The sequence below is a fragment of the Pseudomonas sp. Marseille-Q5299 genome (assembly GCF_943737035.1).
GTDB classification, from domain to species: Bacteria; Pseudomonadota; Gammaproteobacteria; order Pseudomonadales; family Pseudomonadaceae; genus Aquipseudomonas; species Aquipseudomonas putida_E.
Genome location: NZ_CALSFR010000001.1, coordinates 40,878 through 55,515, shown reverse-complemented (window position 1 = coordinate 55,515; position 14,638 = coordinate 40,878). Strand labels below are relative to the sequence as shown.

Sequence of the window (14,638 nt, the reverse complement as noted above, 5' to 3'; positions counted from 1 at the left end):
GCTTTGCGGCCCCTTGCAATTTGAAGGTACAAAAAAGCCCGGCACATGGCCGGGCTTTTTCATGGCTGGAGCTTAGCGCGCACGGTAGGTGATGCGGCCCTTGCTCAGGTCATAAGGCGTCAGCTCGACGCGGACCTTGTCGCCAGTGAGAATACGGATGTAGTTCTTGCGCATCTTTCCGGAGATGTGCGCGGTTACGACGTGCCCGTTTTCCAACTCCACGCGGAACATGGTGTTGGGCAGGGTGTCGACGACAGTACCTTCCATTTCGAAGCTGTCTTCTTTCGACATGCAGTTGAGCCCTCGGTGTCCAGTGTTGGCCCGACGCATAACCGCACCGGGCAAAAAAGTGGCGTGGATTATGCCGGAAAATAGTGTGTCAAGCCAATGCTTTCAGTTGAGGGTGACCCAACGCTGGTTGATCAGCAGTTCGATCGGGCGATACTGGGTCTTGTAGTTCATCTTCTTGCAGTTCTTGATCCAGTAGCCGAGGTATACCGCTTCGAGGTCCTGGCGCAGGGCTTCGGTGATTTGCCAAAGGATGGCAAAGCGCCCCAGGCTGCGCCGTTCTTCGTCGGGCTCGTAGAACGTGTACACCGCTGACAGCCCGTTGGGCAGCAGGTCGCACACCGCCACCGCCAGCAGGCGGCCTGCCAGGCGGAATTCGTAGAACCAGCAGAACGGCAAGTCGCGCACCAGAAAGGTGGAAAACTGATCGCGGCTTGGCGGGTACATGTCGCCATCGGCATGGCGGGTTTCGATGTAGCGCCGGTACAGGTCGAAATATTCTTCCTTGAACGCCGGCCGGGCAGCCGTCACGGTGAGGTCGGCATTGCGCTTGAGGATGCGCCGCTGCTGGCGGTTGGGGATGAAGCGTGCGGCCGGAATGCGGGCTGGAACGCAGGCATTGCAGTTCTGGCAATGTGGGCGGTACAGGTGGTCGCCACTGCGCCGAAAGCCCATCTCCGAAAGGTCGGCATACACATGCACGTCCATCGGCTGGCTGGGGTCGAGGAACAGGGTGGTCGCCTGCTCGTTCGGCAGATAGCTGCAGGAGTGGGGCTGAGTGGCATAGAACTTCAACCGCGCCAACTCTGTCATGGTCGACCCCTTCGGTGAGACTTTGCTTTAAGTGTAAGCCAGCTCTCGGAACTCGCCTAGCTGCGCCAGCTGGCACTGTTGGGCTGGTCGAGGTGGTGGGCTAGGTAATCGGCGAAGCTGGCGCGGCTGATGGCGCGGGCGCCCAGGCTATGCAGGTGTTCGGTCGGCATCTGGCAGTCGATCAGCACAAAGCCCGCCTCTTGCAGGTGCTTGACCAGGGTCACGAAGCCGACCTTGGAAGCATTGTCGGCGCGGCTGAACATCGACTCGCCGAAAAACAACCGCCCCATGGCCAGGCCGTACAGGCCGCCCACCAGTTCGCCGTTGTGGCGCACCTCCACCGAATGGGCGATACCGCGCCGGTGCAGCTCGCAGTAGGCGTTGCGCATGGTGTCGGTAATCCAGGTGCCGTCCGCGTAGTCACGCGGTGCCGCGCAGGCGTCGATCACGGCGGGGAAGTCGCTGTCGAAGCTGACCTGATAGCGCCCCTGGCGCAACAGCTTGGCCAGCGAGCGCGAGACATGCAGCTCGTCCGGGAACAGAACGGTGCGAGGGTTGGGCGACCACCAGAGGATGGGTTGGCCGTCCTGGTACCACGGGAAGCAGCCATGGCGATAGGCCTGCACCAGGCGCTCGGGGCTCAGGTCGCCACCAGCGGCGAGCAGGCCGTTAGGATCCTGCAGGGCCTTTTCCAGGGGTGGGAAGGTCAGCGAGTCGCGAGTCAGCCAGGTGAGCATGGTCTATCGTGCGGTGGGGGAGGGGAGGGGCAGCATGGCAAGGAGGGCGCTTTGGGTCAATGCTGGCCCATGTGGGGCCAGGCCTGCCTGCGTGTGCGTTCAGTCAGGCGATATGGTCGGCAATTTCCTACACATTCGTTAGGCTGCAGGCACCATCTGGCACATTTGCTGTCACACCTGTGCAAAAACACAGCATAAGCCTTTGTCACAAAAGAAAATGCATGCTCAAATTGCACCTATACGAAAGTCGCCCCCACCCAAACGCCATAGGGCGTGCCGCCATGGCGGCCGGCGGGCAGTAATGTTAAAAGTAGTGGTTCATTGGCCCGTTATCGGCCAATCACTACTGGACGCGCAGCACGCGCAGGAATAGACGCGTTTTGAAGAAATCCACCGCAACTCCAGCTCCTCTGCCTGTGCCCCTGTGGCGGCAGCAGCTGCATTACCGCCTCAAGGAAGGTGCGTTGATCGCTGTCGGCGCCCTGTGCCTGTACTTGTGGATGGCGCTGCTGACCTACGATACCTCCGACCCAGGCTTCAGCCACACCAGCAACGTCGACCAGGTGCAGAACGCTGCCGGGCGTGCCGGTGCGTACTTCGCCGACATCATGTTCATGGTGCTGGGCTACTTCGCCTACATCTTCCCTTTACTGCTGGCCATCAAAACCTGGCAGATCTTCCGCGAGCGCCATCAACCCTGGCAGTGGAGCGGCTGGTTGTTCTCCTGGCGCCTCATCGGCCTGGTGTTCCTGGTGCTGTCGGGTGCCGCTCTGGCGCATATCCATTTCCACCCCCCGGCGAGCCTGCCGTTCTCCGCCGGTGGTGCCTTGGGCGAAAGCCTCGGCGACCTGGCGCGCAACCTGCTCAACGTGCAGGGCAGCACGCTGATGTTCATCGCCCTGTTCCTGTTCGGCCTGACCGTGTTCACCGACCTCTCGTGGTTCAAGGTGATGGACATGACCGGCAAGATCACCCTCGACCTGTTCGAGCTCGTGCAAGGCGCGGCCAATCGCTGGTGGGAGGCGCGCAACGAGCGTAAACGCCTGGAGGCGCAGCTGCGCGAGGTGGACGAACCAAGGTTCGACGCGGCGCCGGCGGCTGCCGATAAACGCGAACCGGCCAAGGCGCAACTGCGCGAGCGCATCGGTGAGCGCGATGAGCCGCCCGCGCGCCCTGTCGTAGCCCATCGCGAACCCATTGTCCCGCGCGAGACTGTTGTCCCACGTGAACCCTCGATTGCCCCTGTGATCATGCCGCCGGCAGCGCCGGCCAAGGCAGTGGAGCCGAGCAAGCGGGTGATGAAGGAAAAGCAGGCGCCGCTGTTCGTCGACAGCGCCGTGGAAGGTACCTTGCCGTCCATCTCCATCCTCGACCCGGCCGAGCAGAAGAAGATCGAGTATTCGCCAGAATCCCTGGCCGGCGTCGGTCAGTTGCTGGAAATCAAACTCAAGGAATTCGGCGTCGAAGTCTCGGTGGACTCCATCCACCCGGGCCCGGTCATTACCCGCTACGAAATCCAGCCTGCGGCCGGGGTCAAGGTCAGCCGCATCGCCAACCTGGCCAAGGACCTTGCGCGGTCGCTGGCCGTGACCAGTGTGCGGGTGGTCGAGGTCATACCCGGCAAGACCACCGTGGGTATCGAGATCCCCAACGAAAACCGGCAGATGGTGCGCTTCTCCGAGGTGCTGTCGACGCCGCAGTACGACGAGCAGAAGTCGCCCGTCACCCTGGCCCTGGGCCATGACATCGGCGGCAAGCCGGTGATCACCGACCTGGCCAAGATGCCACACCTGCTGGTGGCCGGTACCACCGGCTCCGGTAAGTCGGTGGGTGTGAACGCGATGATCCTGTCGATCCTGTTCAAGTCCGGCCCTGAAGACGCGCGCCTGATCATGATCGACCCAAAGATGCTCGAGCTGTCGATCTACGAAGGCATCCCGCACCTGCTGTGCCCGGTGGTCACCGACATGAAGGACGCCGCCAACGCGCTGCGCTGGAGCGTGGCCGAGATGGAACGGCGTTACAAACTGATGGCGGCCATGGGCGTGCGTAACTTGGCCGGCTTCAACCGCAAGATCAAGGATGCCCAGGAGGCTGGCGAGATCATCCACGATCCGCTGTTCCGCCGCGAGAGCATGGAAGACGAGCCGCCGGCCCTGAAGACCCTGCCGACCATCGTGGTGGTGGTCGACGAATTCGCCGACATGATGATGATCGTCGGCAAGAAGGTCGAAGAGCTGATCGCCCGTATCGCCCAGAAGGCGCGGGCCGCCGGCATTCACCTGATCCTCGCCACCCAGCGCCCATCGGTGGACGTGATCACCGGCCTGATCAAGGCCAACATCCCGACCCGCATGGCGTTTCAGGTGTCGAGCAAGATCGACTCGCGCACCATCATCGACCAAGGTGGCGCCGAGCAGCTGCTCGGCCACGGTGACATGCTCTACATGCCGCCAGGTACCAGCCTGCCGATCCGGGTACACGGCGCATTCGTCTCCGACGATGAAGTGCACCGCGTGGTGGAAGCCTGGAAGCTGCGTGGCGCACCAGACTACAACGACGACATCCTCAACGGCGTCGAGGAAGCTGGCAGCGGCTTCGAAGGCGGTGGTGGCGGTGGCGGCGACGAGGATTCGGAAAGCGACGCCCTGTATGATGAGGCGGTGCAATTCGTCCTCGAAAGCCGTCGGGCGTCGATTTCCGCCGTGCAGCGCAAGCTCAAGATCGGCTACAACCGCGCTGCGCGCATGATCGAGGCGATGGAGATGGCCGGCGTGGTCACCCCCATGAACAGCAACGGCTCGCGGGAAGTGATTGCCCCGGGCGGCCCGCGTGACTGATGAACACCTTGCCGGGCGCCGACGGTGGCGCCCGGCTTCTTCAATGCTCAATGAGGATTAACATGCGCGCGATTCGCATGCTGTTGGTTTCTGCCCTGACCCTGGGTTCGTTATCGGCCACACTGTCGGCTCACGCTGGTGAGCAGGACGTGCAGCGCCTGACCCAGTTGCTGGAAAAGTCGCAGACCATCGAGGCCAATTTCTCCCAACTGACCCTGGATGCCGGCGGCACCAGCCTGCAGGAGACAACCGGCAAGATGACGGTCAAGCGCCCGGGCCTGTTCTACTGGCACACCGATGCTCCCCAGGAGCAGGTGGTGGTGTCCGACGGCAAGAACGTCACCCTGTGGGACCCTGACCTGGAGCAGGCCACCATCAAGAAGCTCGATGTGCGCCTGAACCAGACCCCGGCGCTGCTGCTGTCCGGTGATGTGTCGAAGATCAGCCAGAGCTTCGACATCACCTCCAAGGAGCAGGGCGAAGTGATGGACTTCACCCTCAAGCCAACGACCAAGGACACCCTTTTCGATTCGCTGCGCGTGTCGTTCCGCCGTGGCCTGATCAACGACATGCAGCTGATCGACAGCGTCGGCCAGCGCACCAACATCCTGTTCAATGGCGTCAAGGCCAACCAGGCGGTGCCGGACAGCACCTTCAAGTTCGACATCCCGAAAGGCGCGGACGTCATCAAGGAGTAAGCAGAGCGCACCATGGACCTGTTTCGAAGCGAACCCGTTGCCCAGCCCCTGGCTGCCCGGCTACGCCCGTCCAACCTGGACGAGTATGTCGGCCAGGAGCACCTGCTGGCGCGCGGCAAACCGCTGCGTGAGGCGCTGGAGCAGGGTGCGCTGCACTCGATGATCTTCTGGGGGCCGCCGGGCGTGGGCAAGACCACGCTCGCACGGCTTCTGGCACAGTTTTGCGATGCGCACTTCGAGACGGTTTCTGCGGTACTGGCGGGGGTCAAGGAAATCCGCCAGGCCGTCGAGGTGGCCAAGCAGCAGGCCGGCCAGTATGGCCGCCGGACCATCCTGTTCGTCGATGAGGTGCACCGCTTCAACAAGTCCCAGCAGGACGCCTTCCTGCCCTTTGTCGAAGACGGCACGCTGATCTTCATCGGCGCCACCACCGAGAACCCGTCCTTCGAACTGAACAATGCCTTGCTCTCGCGGGCGCGGGTGTATGTGCTCAAGAGCCTGGACGAGCCAGCCTTGCGCAAGCTGGTCGACCGCGCACTCAACGAAGAACGCGGCCTGGGCAAACGCAACCTGAGTGTGGGCGACGACGCCTTCAAGATGCTCATGGCCGCCGCCGATGGCGATGGCCGGCGCATGCTCAACTTCCTCGAAAACGCCTCGGACCTGGCCGAAGATGGCGGCGAGATTGGCGTAGACCTGCTGCAGAGCTTGCTCGGTGACAGCCGCCGGCGCTTTGACAAAGGCGGCGAGGCCTTCTACGACCAGATTTCCGCCCTGCACAAGTCTGTGCGCGGCTCCAACCCGGACGCCGCGCTGTACTGGTTCGCGCGCATGCTCGATGGCGGCTGCGACCCGCTGTACATTGCCCGCCGCGTGGTGCGCATGGCCAGCGAGGACATCGGCAACGCCGACCCGCGGGCCCTGAGCCTGTGCCTGGCGGCCTGGGACGTGCAGGAGCGTCTGGGCAGCCCTGAGGGCGAGCTGGCGGTGGCTCAGGCCATTACCTATATTGCCTGCGCGCCGAAGAGCAACGCCGTGTACATGGGCTTCAAGACTGCCCTGCGCGAGGCCGCCGAGCACGGCTCGCTGGAGGTGCCGCTGCACCTGCGCAACGCCCCGACCAAGCTGATGAAGCAGCTCGGCTACGGCGAGGAGTACCGCTATGCCCACGACGAGCCCGATGCCTATGCCGCGGGTGAAGATTACTTCCCCGATCAGCTTGAGCCACGCCAGTATTATCAGCCCGTGCCCCGAGGGCTCGAGCTGAAGATCGGCGAGAAACTGCGTCACCTGGCCGACCTTGATCGCAGTAGCCCGCGTCAACGGAGAAAGCCGTGAGCGCTCTGTTCCATGGGCTGTTCCTGCGCTTTGGCCTTATCGTCGGCTTCATCGGTGGGTTGACGACATTTTTTTCTTTTTCGCTCGATACCGTGCGCCTGATGGAAAGTGGGCAAGCGCCCCTGGCCGTGGGCTATACCGGTATTAGCGTGATGGGCGGGCTACTGGCCACCTGGGCCGGCCTGTCCCTGACCCGACTCTGAACCAACCTACACACATAACGAGAGAACGACATGCTCGATTCCAAACTGTTACGCGGCCAACTTCAGGAAGTGGCGGACCGCCTCGCCTCCCGTGGCTTCAGCCTGGATGTCGCGCGCATCGAATCGCTGGAAGAGCGCCGCAAGGCGGTGCAGACCCGCACCGAGCAGCTGCAGGCCGAGCGTAACGCCCGCTCCAAATCGATTGGCCAGGCCAAGGCCAAGGGCGAGGACATCGCGCCGCTGATGGCTGATGTCGAGCGCATGGCCAATGAGCTGGCCGCTGGCAAGGTCGAGCTGGACGGCATCCAGGCCGAACTGGATGGCATTGTCCTGACCATCCCCAACCTGCCGGACGCCAGCGTGCCGGTCGGTGCCAGTGAGGACGACAACGTCGAAGTGCGCCGTTGGGGCACGCCGAGGGCATTCGATTTTGAAATCAAGGACCACGTCGCCCTGGGCGAGATCAGCGGTGGCCTGGACTTCGAAGCAGCTGCCAAGCTGTCGGGCGCCCGCTTTGCCGTGCTGCGCGGCCCGATTGCCCGCCTGCACCGTGCCCTGGCGCAGTTCATGATCAACCTGCACACCGGTGAGCATGGCTACGAAGAACACTACACCCCGTACCTGGTCCAGGCTCCGGCCTTGCAGGGCACCGGCCAGTTGCCGAAATTCGAGGAAGACCTGTTCAAGATCACCCGCGAAGGCGAAGCCGACTTCTACCTGATCCCGACCGCTGAAGTGTCGCTGACCAACCTGGTGGCCGGCGAGATCATCGACGCCAAGCAGCTGCCGCTCAAGCTGGTCGCCCACACCCCGTGCTTCCGCAGTGAAGCTGGCGCTTCGGGCCGTGACACGCGCGGCATGATCCGCCAGCACCAGTTCGACAAGGTCGAGATGGTGCAGGTGGTCGAGCCGTCCAAGTCCATGGAAGCCCTGGAAGGCCTCACCGCCAACGCCGAGCGCGTGTTGCAGCTGCTGGAACTGCCCTACCGCGTACTGGCCCTGTGCACCGGTGACATGGGCTTCGGCGCCGTGAAGACCTACGACCTGGAAGTGTGGGTGCCAAGCCAGGACAAGTACCGCGAGATCAGCTCCTGCTCCAACTGCGGTGACTTCCAGGCGCGCCGCATGCAGGCCCGCTGGCGCAACCCGGAAACCGGCAAGCCGGAGCTGGTGCACACCCTCAATGGCTCGGGCCTGGCCGTAGGCCGTACCCTGGTCGCTGTGCTGGAAAACTACCAGCAGGCCGATGGCTCCATCCGTGTGCCGGAAGTGCTCAAGCCCTACATGGGCGGTGTCGAGGTCATCCGCTAAATGGATTACCTGCCGCTGTTCCACAAGCTGCAGGGCGGCCGCGTGCTGGTCGTCGGCGGCGGCGAGATCGCTTTGCGCAAGGCGCGCCTGCTAGCCGATGCTGGCGCCGCGCTGCGGGTGGTGGCGCCCGAGGTCGACGGCCAACTGGCTGCGCTGGCCCGTGAAGGTGGCGGTGAGGTCCTGGTGCGTGGTTATCAGGCGGCCGACCTGGTCGGCTGTCGCCTGGTGATCGCAGCCACCGACGACCCCGGGCTCAATGCCCAGGTGTCGGCGGATGCGCAGGCGCTTTGCGTGCCGGTCAACGTGGTGGATGCACCGGCCCTGTGCACGGTGATCTTCCCGGCCATTGTCGACCGTTCGCCCCTGGTGGTAGCGGTATCCAGCGGCGGTGACGCCCCGGTGCTGGCGCGCCTGATTCGCGCCAAGCTGGAAACCTGGATCCCGTCCACTTATGGCGAACTGGCCGCCTTGGCGGCGCGCTTCCGGCACAAGGTCAAGGCGCTGTACCCGGATGTCAATCAGCGGCGCGGCTTCTGGGAGACCGTGTTCCAGGGCCCGATCGCCGAGCGTCAGCTGGCCGGGCAGGGTGCCGAGGCCGAGCGGCTGTTGCAGGCCATGGTCGACGGTGCGCCGGTGCAGCAGGGTGGTGAGGTGTATCTGGTGGGGGCGGGGCCGGGTGATCCGGACTTGCTCACCTTCCGTGCCTTGCGCCTGATGCAGCAGGCCGATGTGGTGTTGTATGACCGCCTGGTGGCGCCGGCAATCATTGAAATGTGCCGCCGCGATGCCGAACGTATCTACGTCGGCAAACGCCGCGCCGAGCATGCCGTGCCGCAGGACCAGATCAACCGGCTGCTGGTCGACCTGGCCCGCGAGGGTAAGCGCGTGTTGCGCCTGAAGGGAGGCGACCCGTTCATTTTCGGCCGTGGTGGCGAAGAGATCGAAGAACTCGCCGAGCATGGCATCCCGTTCCAGGTGGTGCCCGGTATTACCGCAGCCAGTGGTTGCTCTGCCTACGGCGGCATTCCGCTGACCCACCGTGATTATGCCCAGTCGGTGCGTTTCGTGACCGGCCACCTCAAGGACGGTACCAGCAACCTGCCTTGGAATGACCTGGTGGCGCCGAACCAGACCTTGGTGTTCTACATGGGCCTGGTAGGGTTGCCGACCATTTGCGCCGAGCTGATTCGCCATGGGCGTGCATCGAGCACGCCGGCGGCGTTGGTGCAGCAGGGGACTACGCGCAATCAGCGGGTGTTCACTGGCACCTTGGCCGACCTGCCAGCACTGGTGGCCGAGCATGAAGTGCATGCGCCGACCCTGGTGATTGTCGGGGAAGTGGTGCAGTTGCGCGAAAAGCTGGCCTGGTTCGAAGGTTCGCAGCAAGACCAGTAATAGCGGGGCCGCTTTGCGGCCCATCGCCGGCAAGCCGGCTCCCACATGTACTGCGCAGCTCACCACCCTGTGGGAGCCGGCTTGCCGGCGATGGGCTGCAACGCAGCCCCAACTTTCTCAGCCCCAGATCCCTTTGCCTGGCAACCGCTCCCGATCATGCGGCAGATTGAAGTCCTGCAGCGGCCCCTTGGGCACGATTCCGTTCGGGTTGATGGTCTTGTGGCTCATGTAATAGTGCTTCTGGATGTGCTCCATGTTCACCGTCGGCGCCACACCCGGCCACTGGTACAGCTCACGCAGCCAGTTTGACAGGTTCGGGTAGTCGCTCAACCGGCGCAGGTTGCACTTGAAGTGGCCGTGATACACCGCATCGAAGCGCACCAGCGTGGTAAACAGGCGCACATCGGCCTCGGTCAGGTGCTCGCCTGCCAGGTAACGTTGGCGGTCCAGCAGCGCTTCCAGGTAGTCCAGCTCGTTGAACACTTCGTCGAACGCAGCCTCGTAGGCTTCTTGCGTAGTGGCGAAGCCTGCACGGTAAACACCATTGTTCACCGCTGGGTAGATGCGTGCATTGAGCGCTTCGATGGTCGGGCGCAGCGGCTGCGGATACAGGTCGAGGGTATTGCCTGTCAGTTCGTTGAAGGCGCTGTTGAAGATACGGATGATCTCCGCCGACTCGTTGTTGACGATGCGCTTTTCCTTTTTGTCCCACAATACGGGCACGGTCACGCGGCCTGTGTAGTGCGGGTCATCTTGGGTATAGCGCTGGTGCATGAATTCTAGGGCGTCGAGGTGATCGCCCGTGGAGCCCTGTTGCTGGTCGAAGGTCCAGCCGTTTTCTTGCATCAGCCAGCTGACCACCGACACATCGATCAGCGGCTCCAGGCCTTTGAGCGCACGCACGATCAGGGTGCGGTGAGCCCATGGACAGGCCAGCGACACATACAGGTGGTAGCGACCGGCTTCGGGGGCGGGCAACTGATTGCGGCGCTGGGCGTTCTCGCGCTTGAAGGCGCCATCCTTGCCGTTTTCGTACCACTGGTCGTGCCAGCGACCGTCGATCAAAAGGCCCATGGTGAGCTCCTCGGAACAAAGTTGTTTGTCGTTGGAGCCCAGTCTAGGGCAAAGCGTTCGAATAAATAGCGCAAAGACTGCGCAAAAATGATCTAGTTATTCGATTGGTTTCGAGCGCCCCAATAGCCGCGTGCGGTCGCGAACGCCTGCTCCCGGTCCTGCCCCAAGCCGCGCAACGCCAGGGCCATGGTCGCCACCACGGCCATTTCCCCATAGCTGTCCTGAGCCTCGCCACGCCAAACCGCCAGCAGTTGTTCGGGCTGCAGGCTTGCAGGTTTTACATGGCGCCGCTCACTCAGCGCCGGCCACTCTTCGTCCCAGTTTTCACCTGCGCTGGTGCCGTACAGGTGGCTGATGACATCCGGGTTGACTTCGATTTCGCCGCCATCGCCCTTGATGACCACCGCATGGTCACCCAGCAGCCGGCTGGCCTCGCGGTGTACGGCCTGGTAGCCGGGGTGGAAGATGCTCTGCAGGCCGCAGCGGGCGCTCAGCGGGTTGAGCACGCGGGCCAGCGAATGGATGGGGGAGCGCAGGCCAAGTATGTTGCGCAGGTCAATCATGCGCTGCAGTTGCGGGGCCCAATCGTGCAGCGGGAAAAACGCCAGGCGTTGCTGGTCCAGTGCTTGCTCGACAGCAGACCAATCGCGGCACAGCGCAATGTCCAGCAGGGCCAACAATTGCTCGGTGTACATGCGCCCGGCGGTGTGGGCGCCACCACCGTGCATCAGGATGCGCACGCCGTTGGCGGCCAGGCATTTGGCGGCCAGCAGGAACCAGGGCAGGTGGCGCTTCTTGCCGGCATAGCTGGGCCAGTCCAGGTCGACAGCGATGCGTGGTGCATGCAGTTGGGCGCGCAGGGCCTCGGTGAAGCCGGCCAGCTCCTCGGCGCTCTCTTCCTTGTGCCGCAGCAACATGAGGAAGGCACCGAGCTGAGTGTCTTCAACCTTGCCTTCAAGCAGCAGGGCCATGGCGGCTCGGGCTTCCTCACGGGTGAGGCTGCGGGCACCGCGTTTGCCTTTGCCAAGGATGCGCACGAATTCGGCGAACGGGTGTTCGGCCGGGGTTTGAAGGGTGAGCGGGCGAGCGTCTGTCATATGCAATTGGTCGGCTTGGGCAGGCCCGCCAGCTTGGCGGCGAGTTTGGCGGGGGTGCCGTTGAACAGGCGGTTGAGGTGCGGGCTGTTGCCCTTTTCAGGGCCCAGCTTTAGCGCTGTGTACTTGATCAGCGGGCGCGTGGCCGGAGACAGCTGGAATTCCTCATAGAACTGGCGTAGCAGTTCAAGCACTTCCCAGTGTTCGGCGGTCAGGGCAATGCTTTCGCGCGCGGCCAGTGCCTCGGCGACGGCGTGGGACCAGTCTTGCAGGTCGACCAGAAAGCCGTCCTTGTCCAGGACGATTGCCTGGTTGTCTATGGTCAAGGTGTTCATAGCCAGCTGTTGACCTTGTCATAGTGCAACGACAACGCGACGAACGCTGGGTAGTCCACGGTCTTTGCCAGCCCGCTGCTGACGCTGCGCGCCTGCAGGTCTTCGTCGAGGGCGAACAGGCGTTGCTCCAGCGCTGCCGCCTGCAGCAGGCGCTGTGGTTCGCTGCCGTCACGCAGGGCATAAACCGCATCGCCGCACAGCAGCAAGGCATCTTCGCCGCCGAGCAGGCGCAGGCAGCTGCCCAGGCGATCATCGCCGAAGGGCGAGTGGGATATCACATGCAAGGTCGGCATCAGAGCGTCACCACTTGGTCGAAACGGGCAATCAGTGCCTTCAGGGCCGCGTCGTCCAGCACCTCAACGGGCAGGGCCAGGGTGTCGGCAGCAAGCCCGCGAAGGGCCAGGCTGTGCTGGCAAGCGAACAGCTCCTCCACACCGAACATCGGCAGTGCCTGCAGGTTGGCGGCCAGATTCTTTTGTTGCACGGCAACCGGTTGCTGATCAGGGGCAAGCTGGAACACGCCGTCATCGAGGAACAGCATGCCCAGTGGCAGATCGAAAGCGCCGCCGGCCAATGCGATGTCCAGCGCTTCGCGGGCAGACGGGCCGGTCCAGGGCGCCTGGCGGCTGATGATCAACAGGGATTTGGCCATTTCAATCGCCTCCAAAGCAGACCAGGCGGTCGGCCAGCTGTGCCGCTTCATGCAATTGGCCCAGGCCGGAGAGCTCCCACGGCTTGGGCAGGTTCACCGCTTGGCGCTGGTAGCGGCTGGCTTCGGTCTCATCGAGCACGCCGCGGCGCAAGGCAGCGGCGATGCACACCACGGCGTCCAGCTGGTGCTGCTCGACAAAAGCGCGCCACTGGGCGGCGATGTCCTGTTCGTCCTGGGGCGCGACCACGTTGGCCGAGGCGCTGTGAACACCGTCCTGATAGAAGAACAACCGGGCAATCTCATGCCCGCCGGCCAGCACCGCCTCGGCGTAGCGCAAGGCGCGCCGCGAGGAGGGCGCATGGGCCGGGGAAAAAACCGCGATAGCGAATTTCATGGGCAACTCGTGTAAAGGAATGCGGCCATGATAAAGCAAAAAGCCCGCGCGGGTGGGCGCGGGCTGGTTGGCCGGGGAGGGGCTATCAGGTGTGTTCCTTGCTCTCTGGCAGGAACCAGTTCAGCACCAGGGCGCAGATGCCACCGGTGGCAACGCCCGACTCCAGTACGTTGCGAATGGCCGCCGGCATGTGCGCCAGGAACTCCGGAACCTGGGCCACGCCCAAGCCCAACGCCAACGACACGGCGATGATCAGCAGTGCACGGCGGTCCAGGCGCGTGCTGGCCAGAATGTTGATGCCCGAAGCGGCCACGGCACCGAACATGACCATGGCCGCGCCGCCCAGCACAGGCTCAGGCACAGCCTGAATCACGCCGGCAACACTCGGGAACAAGCCCAGTACCACTAGCATCACGGCAATCCAGATACCGATGTGACGGCTGGCGATGCCGGTCAGCTGAATCACGCCGTTGTTCTGCGCGAAGATCGAGCTGGGGAAGGTGTTGAACAGGCCCGCCAGCAGCGAGTTGGCGCCGTTGACCAGCACGCCGCCCTTGATGCGCTGCATCCACACCGGGCCTTCGACCGGTTGGCGCGAGACCTTGCTGGTGGCTGTAACGTCGCCGATGGCTTCGAGCGAGGTCACCAGGTAGATCACCAGCATCGGGATGAACAGCGCCCACGAGAAACCGAGGCCAAAGTGCAGCGGCGTCGGTACCTGGAACAGTGCAGCTTCATGCATGCCGGTGAAGTCCAGCCGGCCGAGGTAACCCGCCAGGGCGTAACCCACCGCCAGGGCGATGACGATGGCGCAGCTGCGCATCCACACCACCGGGATGCGGTTCAGGATGACGATGATTGCCAGCACCACGCCCGACAGCAGCAGGTTCTCACCATTGGCGAAGGTGCCATTGGCCATGGCGCCAAAGCCGCCGCCCATGCTGATCAAACCGACCTTGATCAGGGTCAGGCCGATCATCAGCACCACAATGCCCGTCACCAACGGCGTGATCAGACGCTTGACGAAGGGCAGGATGCGCGACACGCCCATCTCGACGAACGAGCCGGCGATCACCACGCCGAAGATCGCTGCCATCACGCTTTCGACAGGCGTACCCTGTTTGACCATCAGCGCACCACCGGCAATCAGTGGGCCGACGAAGTTGAAGCTGGTGCCCTGCACGATCAGCAAGCCCGCGCCAAACGGCCCAAACCGCTTGCACTGCACGAAGGTGGCGATACCCGAGATGACCAGCGACATCGACACGATCAGGTTGGTATCACGCGCCGAAACACCCAACGCCTGGCAAATCAGCAGGCCCGGGGTCACGATCGGCACGATGATCGCCAGCAGGTGCTGCAGCGCCGCCAGCAGGCCGATAATCAGCCGTGGCTTGTCCTCGAGGCCAAGCACCAGTTCGTTGGCAGGCGCATCCGCGCCCGGGCTGTGTTCGTGTGAGCTCATC

The 14,638-nt window shown here is 63.5% G+C and carries 15 protein-coding genes and 1 pseudogene; 6 read left to right on the top strand and 10 right to left on the bottom strand.

The annotated features are described in order from the left end of the window. Positions 1 to 72 precede the first annotated feature (72 nt). The 3 genes from infA to aat all read right to left on the bottom strand — a co-directional run bounded on the left by infA (position 73) and on the right by aat (position 1,838). Entirely contained in the window at positions 73 to 291 is a 219-nt protein-coding gene (infA, locus tag NGJ21_RS00275; RefSeq protein ID WP_002553999.1) for a translation initiation factor IF-1, read from the bottom strand. Between the two features lie 102 nt (positions 292 to 393). After that, entirely contained in the window at positions 394 to 1,101 is a 708-nt protein-coding gene (locus tag NGJ21_RS00270; protein ID WP_046788264.1) for an arginyltransferase, read from the bottom strand. A gap of 56 nt (positions 1,102 to 1,157) precedes the next feature. Next, entirely contained in the window at positions 1,158 to 1,838 is a 681-nt protein-coding gene (aat, locus tag NGJ21_RS00265; RefSeq protein ID WP_046788263.1) for a leucyl/phenylalanyl-tRNA--protein transferase, read from the bottom strand. A gap of 380 nt (positions 1,839 to 2,218) precedes the next feature. Between aat and NGJ21_RS00260 the strand changes: the two genes are divergently transcribed. The 6 genes and pseudogenes from NGJ21_RS00260 (at position 2,219) to cysG (ending at position 9,623) form a co-directional block, all read left to right on the top strand. Next, the gene (locus NGJ21_RS00260) at positions 2,219 to 4,678 is read left to right on the top strand and encodes a DNA translocase FtsK (RefSeq protein ID WP_251961678.1); all 2,460 of its coding nucleotides are present in this window, start codon (positions 2,219 to 2,221) and stop codon (positions 4,676 to 4,678) included. A gap of 62 nt (positions 4,679 to 4,740) precedes the next feature. Continuing rightward, positions 4,741 to 5,376 (top strand): outer membrane lipoprotein periplasmic chaperone LolA, encoded by a 636-nt coding sequence (lolA, locus tag NGJ21_RS00255; protein WP_012315247.1) that lies wholly within the window; start codon positions 4,741 to 4,743, stop codon positions 5,374 to 5,376. Positions 5,377 to 5,388: 12 nt separating this feature from the next. After that, positions 5,389 to 6,714 carry a replication-associated recombination protein A gene (locus NGJ21_RS00250; RefSeq protein WP_115274336.1) on the top strand — a complete coding sequence of 442 codons (1,326 nt, stop codon included), beginning with the start codon at positions 5,389 to 5,391 and terminating at the stop codon, positions 6,712 to 6,714. A 5-nt stretch (positions 6,715 to 6,719) separates the two neighbouring features. Beyond that, a pseudogene (locus tag NGJ21_RS00245) lies at positions 6,720 to 6,917 on the top strand (CrcB family protein); the annotation flags it as partial. A 30-nt stretch (positions 6,918 to 6,947) separates the two neighbouring features. After that, on the top strand, positions 6,948 to 8,228 hold the full coding sequence (serS, locus tag NGJ21_RS00240; RefSeq protein ID WP_046788260.1) for a serine--tRNA ligase: 1,281 nt from the start codon (positions 6,948 to 6,950) through the stop codon (positions 8,226 to 8,228). Further along, positions 8,229 to 9,623, top strand: a complete 1,395-nt coding sequence (gene cysG, locus NGJ21_RS00235; protein ID WP_115274337.1) for a siroheme synthase CysG — start codon at positions 8,229 to 8,231, stop codon at positions 9,621 to 9,623. It begins immediately after the preceding gene. A 117-nt stretch (positions 9,624 to 9,740) separates the two neighbouring features. On the opposite strand, the gene NGJ21_RS00230 is transcribed toward cysG, so the two are convergent. The 7 genes from NGJ21_RS00230 to NGJ21_RS00200 all read right to left on the bottom strand — a co-directional run bounded on the left by NGJ21_RS00230 (position 9,741) and on the right by NGJ21_RS00200 (position 14,637). After that, on the bottom strand, positions 9,741 to 10,697 hold the full coding sequence (locus NGJ21_RS00230) for a glutathione S-transferase family protein (protein WP_046788258.1): 957 nt from the start codon (positions 10,695 to 10,697) through the stop codon (positions 9,741 to 9,743). Between the two features lie 92 nt (positions 10,698 to 10,789). Beyond that, a complete protein-coding gene (locus tag NGJ21_RS00225) occupies positions 10,790 to 11,794 on the bottom strand; it encodes a glycosyl transferase family protein (RefSeq protein WP_115274338.1) in 1,005 nt (334 codons plus the stop codon). Next, positions 11,791 to 12,126: a TusE/DsrC/DsvC family sulfur relay protein gene (locus tag NGJ21_RS00220; protein WP_174142242.1), complete on the bottom strand. Its 336-nt coding sequence runs from the start codon at positions 12,124 to 12,126 to the stop codon at positions 11,791 to 11,793. Before NGJ21_RS00220 ends, NGJ21_RS00225 begins: the two co-directional genes overlap by 4 nt. Further along, a complete protein-coding gene (gene tusB, locus NGJ21_RS00215; RefSeq protein WP_119687450.1) occupies positions 12,123 to 12,419 on the bottom strand; it encodes a sulfurtransferase complex subunit TusB in 297 nt (98 codons plus the stop codon). The genes NGJ21_RS00220 and tusB overlap by 4 nt, the downstream gene beginning before the upstream one ends. Beyond that, on the bottom strand, positions 12,419 to 12,778 hold the full coding sequence (gene tusC / locus NGJ21_RS00210; protein WP_174142241.1) for a sulfurtransferase complex subunit TusC: 360 nt from the start codon (positions 12,776 to 12,778) through the stop codon (positions 12,419 to 12,421). Before tusC ends, tusB begins: the two co-directional genes overlap by 1 nt. Position 12,779: 1 nt before the next feature. Beyond that, positions 12,780 to 13,172 carry a sulfurtransferase complex subunit TusD gene (gene tusD, locus NGJ21_RS00205; RefSeq protein ID WP_174142240.1) on the bottom strand — a complete coding sequence of 131 codons (393 nt, stop codon included), beginning with the start codon at positions 13,170 to 13,172 and terminating at the stop codon, positions 12,780 to 12,782. Positions 13,173 to 13,257: 85 nt separating this feature from the next. Beyond that, positions 13,258 to 14,637 (bottom strand): nucleobase:cation symporter-2 family protein, encoded by a 1,380-nt coding sequence (locus tag NGJ21_RS00200; RefSeq protein ID WP_251961677.1) that lies wholly within the window; start codon positions 14,635 to 14,637, stop codon positions 13,258 to 13,260. Position 14,638 lies beyond the last annotated feature (1 nt).

What these genes read in the sequence shown, in the direction of transcription:
- infA (WP_002553999.1), bottom strand. Translation starts at nt 291, where the DNA reads ATGTCGAAAGAAGACAGCTTCGAAATGGAAGGTACTGTCGTCGACACC.
- NGJ21_RS00270 (WP_046788264.1), bottom strand. Translation starts at nt 1,101, where the DNA reads ATGACAGAGTTGGCGCGGTTGAAGTTCTATGCCACTCAGCCCCACTCC.
- aat (WP_046788263.1), bottom strand. Translation starts at nt 1,838, where the DNA reads ATGCTCACCTGGCTGACTCGCGACTCGCTGACCTTCCCACCCCTGGAA.
- lolA (WP_012315247.1), top strand. Translation starts at nt 4,741, where the DNA reads ATGCGCGCGATTCGCATGCTGTTGGTTTCTGCCCTGACCCTGGGTTCG.
- NGJ21_RS00250 (WP_115274336.1), top strand. Translation starts at nt 5,389, where the DNA reads ATGGACCTGTTTCGAAGCGAACCCGTTGCCCAGCCCCTGGCTGCCCGG.
- serS (WP_046788260.1), top strand. Translation starts at nt 6,948, where the DNA reads ATGCTCGATTCCAAACTGTTACGCGGCCAACTTCAGGAAGTGGCGGAC.
- cysG (WP_115274337.1), top strand. Translation starts at nt 8,229, where the DNA reads ATGGATTACCTGCCGCTGTTCCACAAGCTGCAGGGCGGCCGCGTGCTG.
- NGJ21_RS00230 (WP_046788258.1), bottom strand. Translation starts at nt 10,697, where the DNA reads ATGGGCCTTTTGATCGACGGTCGCTGGCACGACCAGTGGTACGAAAAC.
- NGJ21_RS00225 (WP_115274338.1), bottom strand. Translation starts at nt 11,794, where the DNA reads ATGACAGACGCTCGCCCGCTCACCCTTCAAACCCCGGCCGAACACCCG.
- NGJ21_RS00220 (WP_174142242.1), bottom strand. Translation starts at nt 12,126, where the DNA reads ATGAACACCTTGACCATAGACAACCAGGCAATCGTCCTGGACAAGGAC.
- tusB (WP_119687450.1), bottom strand. Translation starts at nt 12,419, where the DNA reads ATGCCGACCTTGCATGTGATATCCCACTCGCCCTTCGGCGATGATCGC.
- tusC (WP_174142241.1), bottom strand. Translation starts at nt 12,778, where the DNA reads ATGGCCAAATCCCTGTTGATCATCAGCCGCCAGGCGCCCTGGACCGGC.
- tusD (WP_174142240.1), bottom strand. Translation starts at nt 13,172, where the DNA reads ATGAAATTCGCTATCGCGGTTTTTTCCCCGGCCCATGCGCCCTCCTCG.
- NGJ21_RS00200 (WP_251961677.1), bottom strand. Translation starts at nt 14,637, where the DNA reads ATGAGCTCACACGAACACAGCCCGGGCGCGGATGCGCCTGCCAACGAA.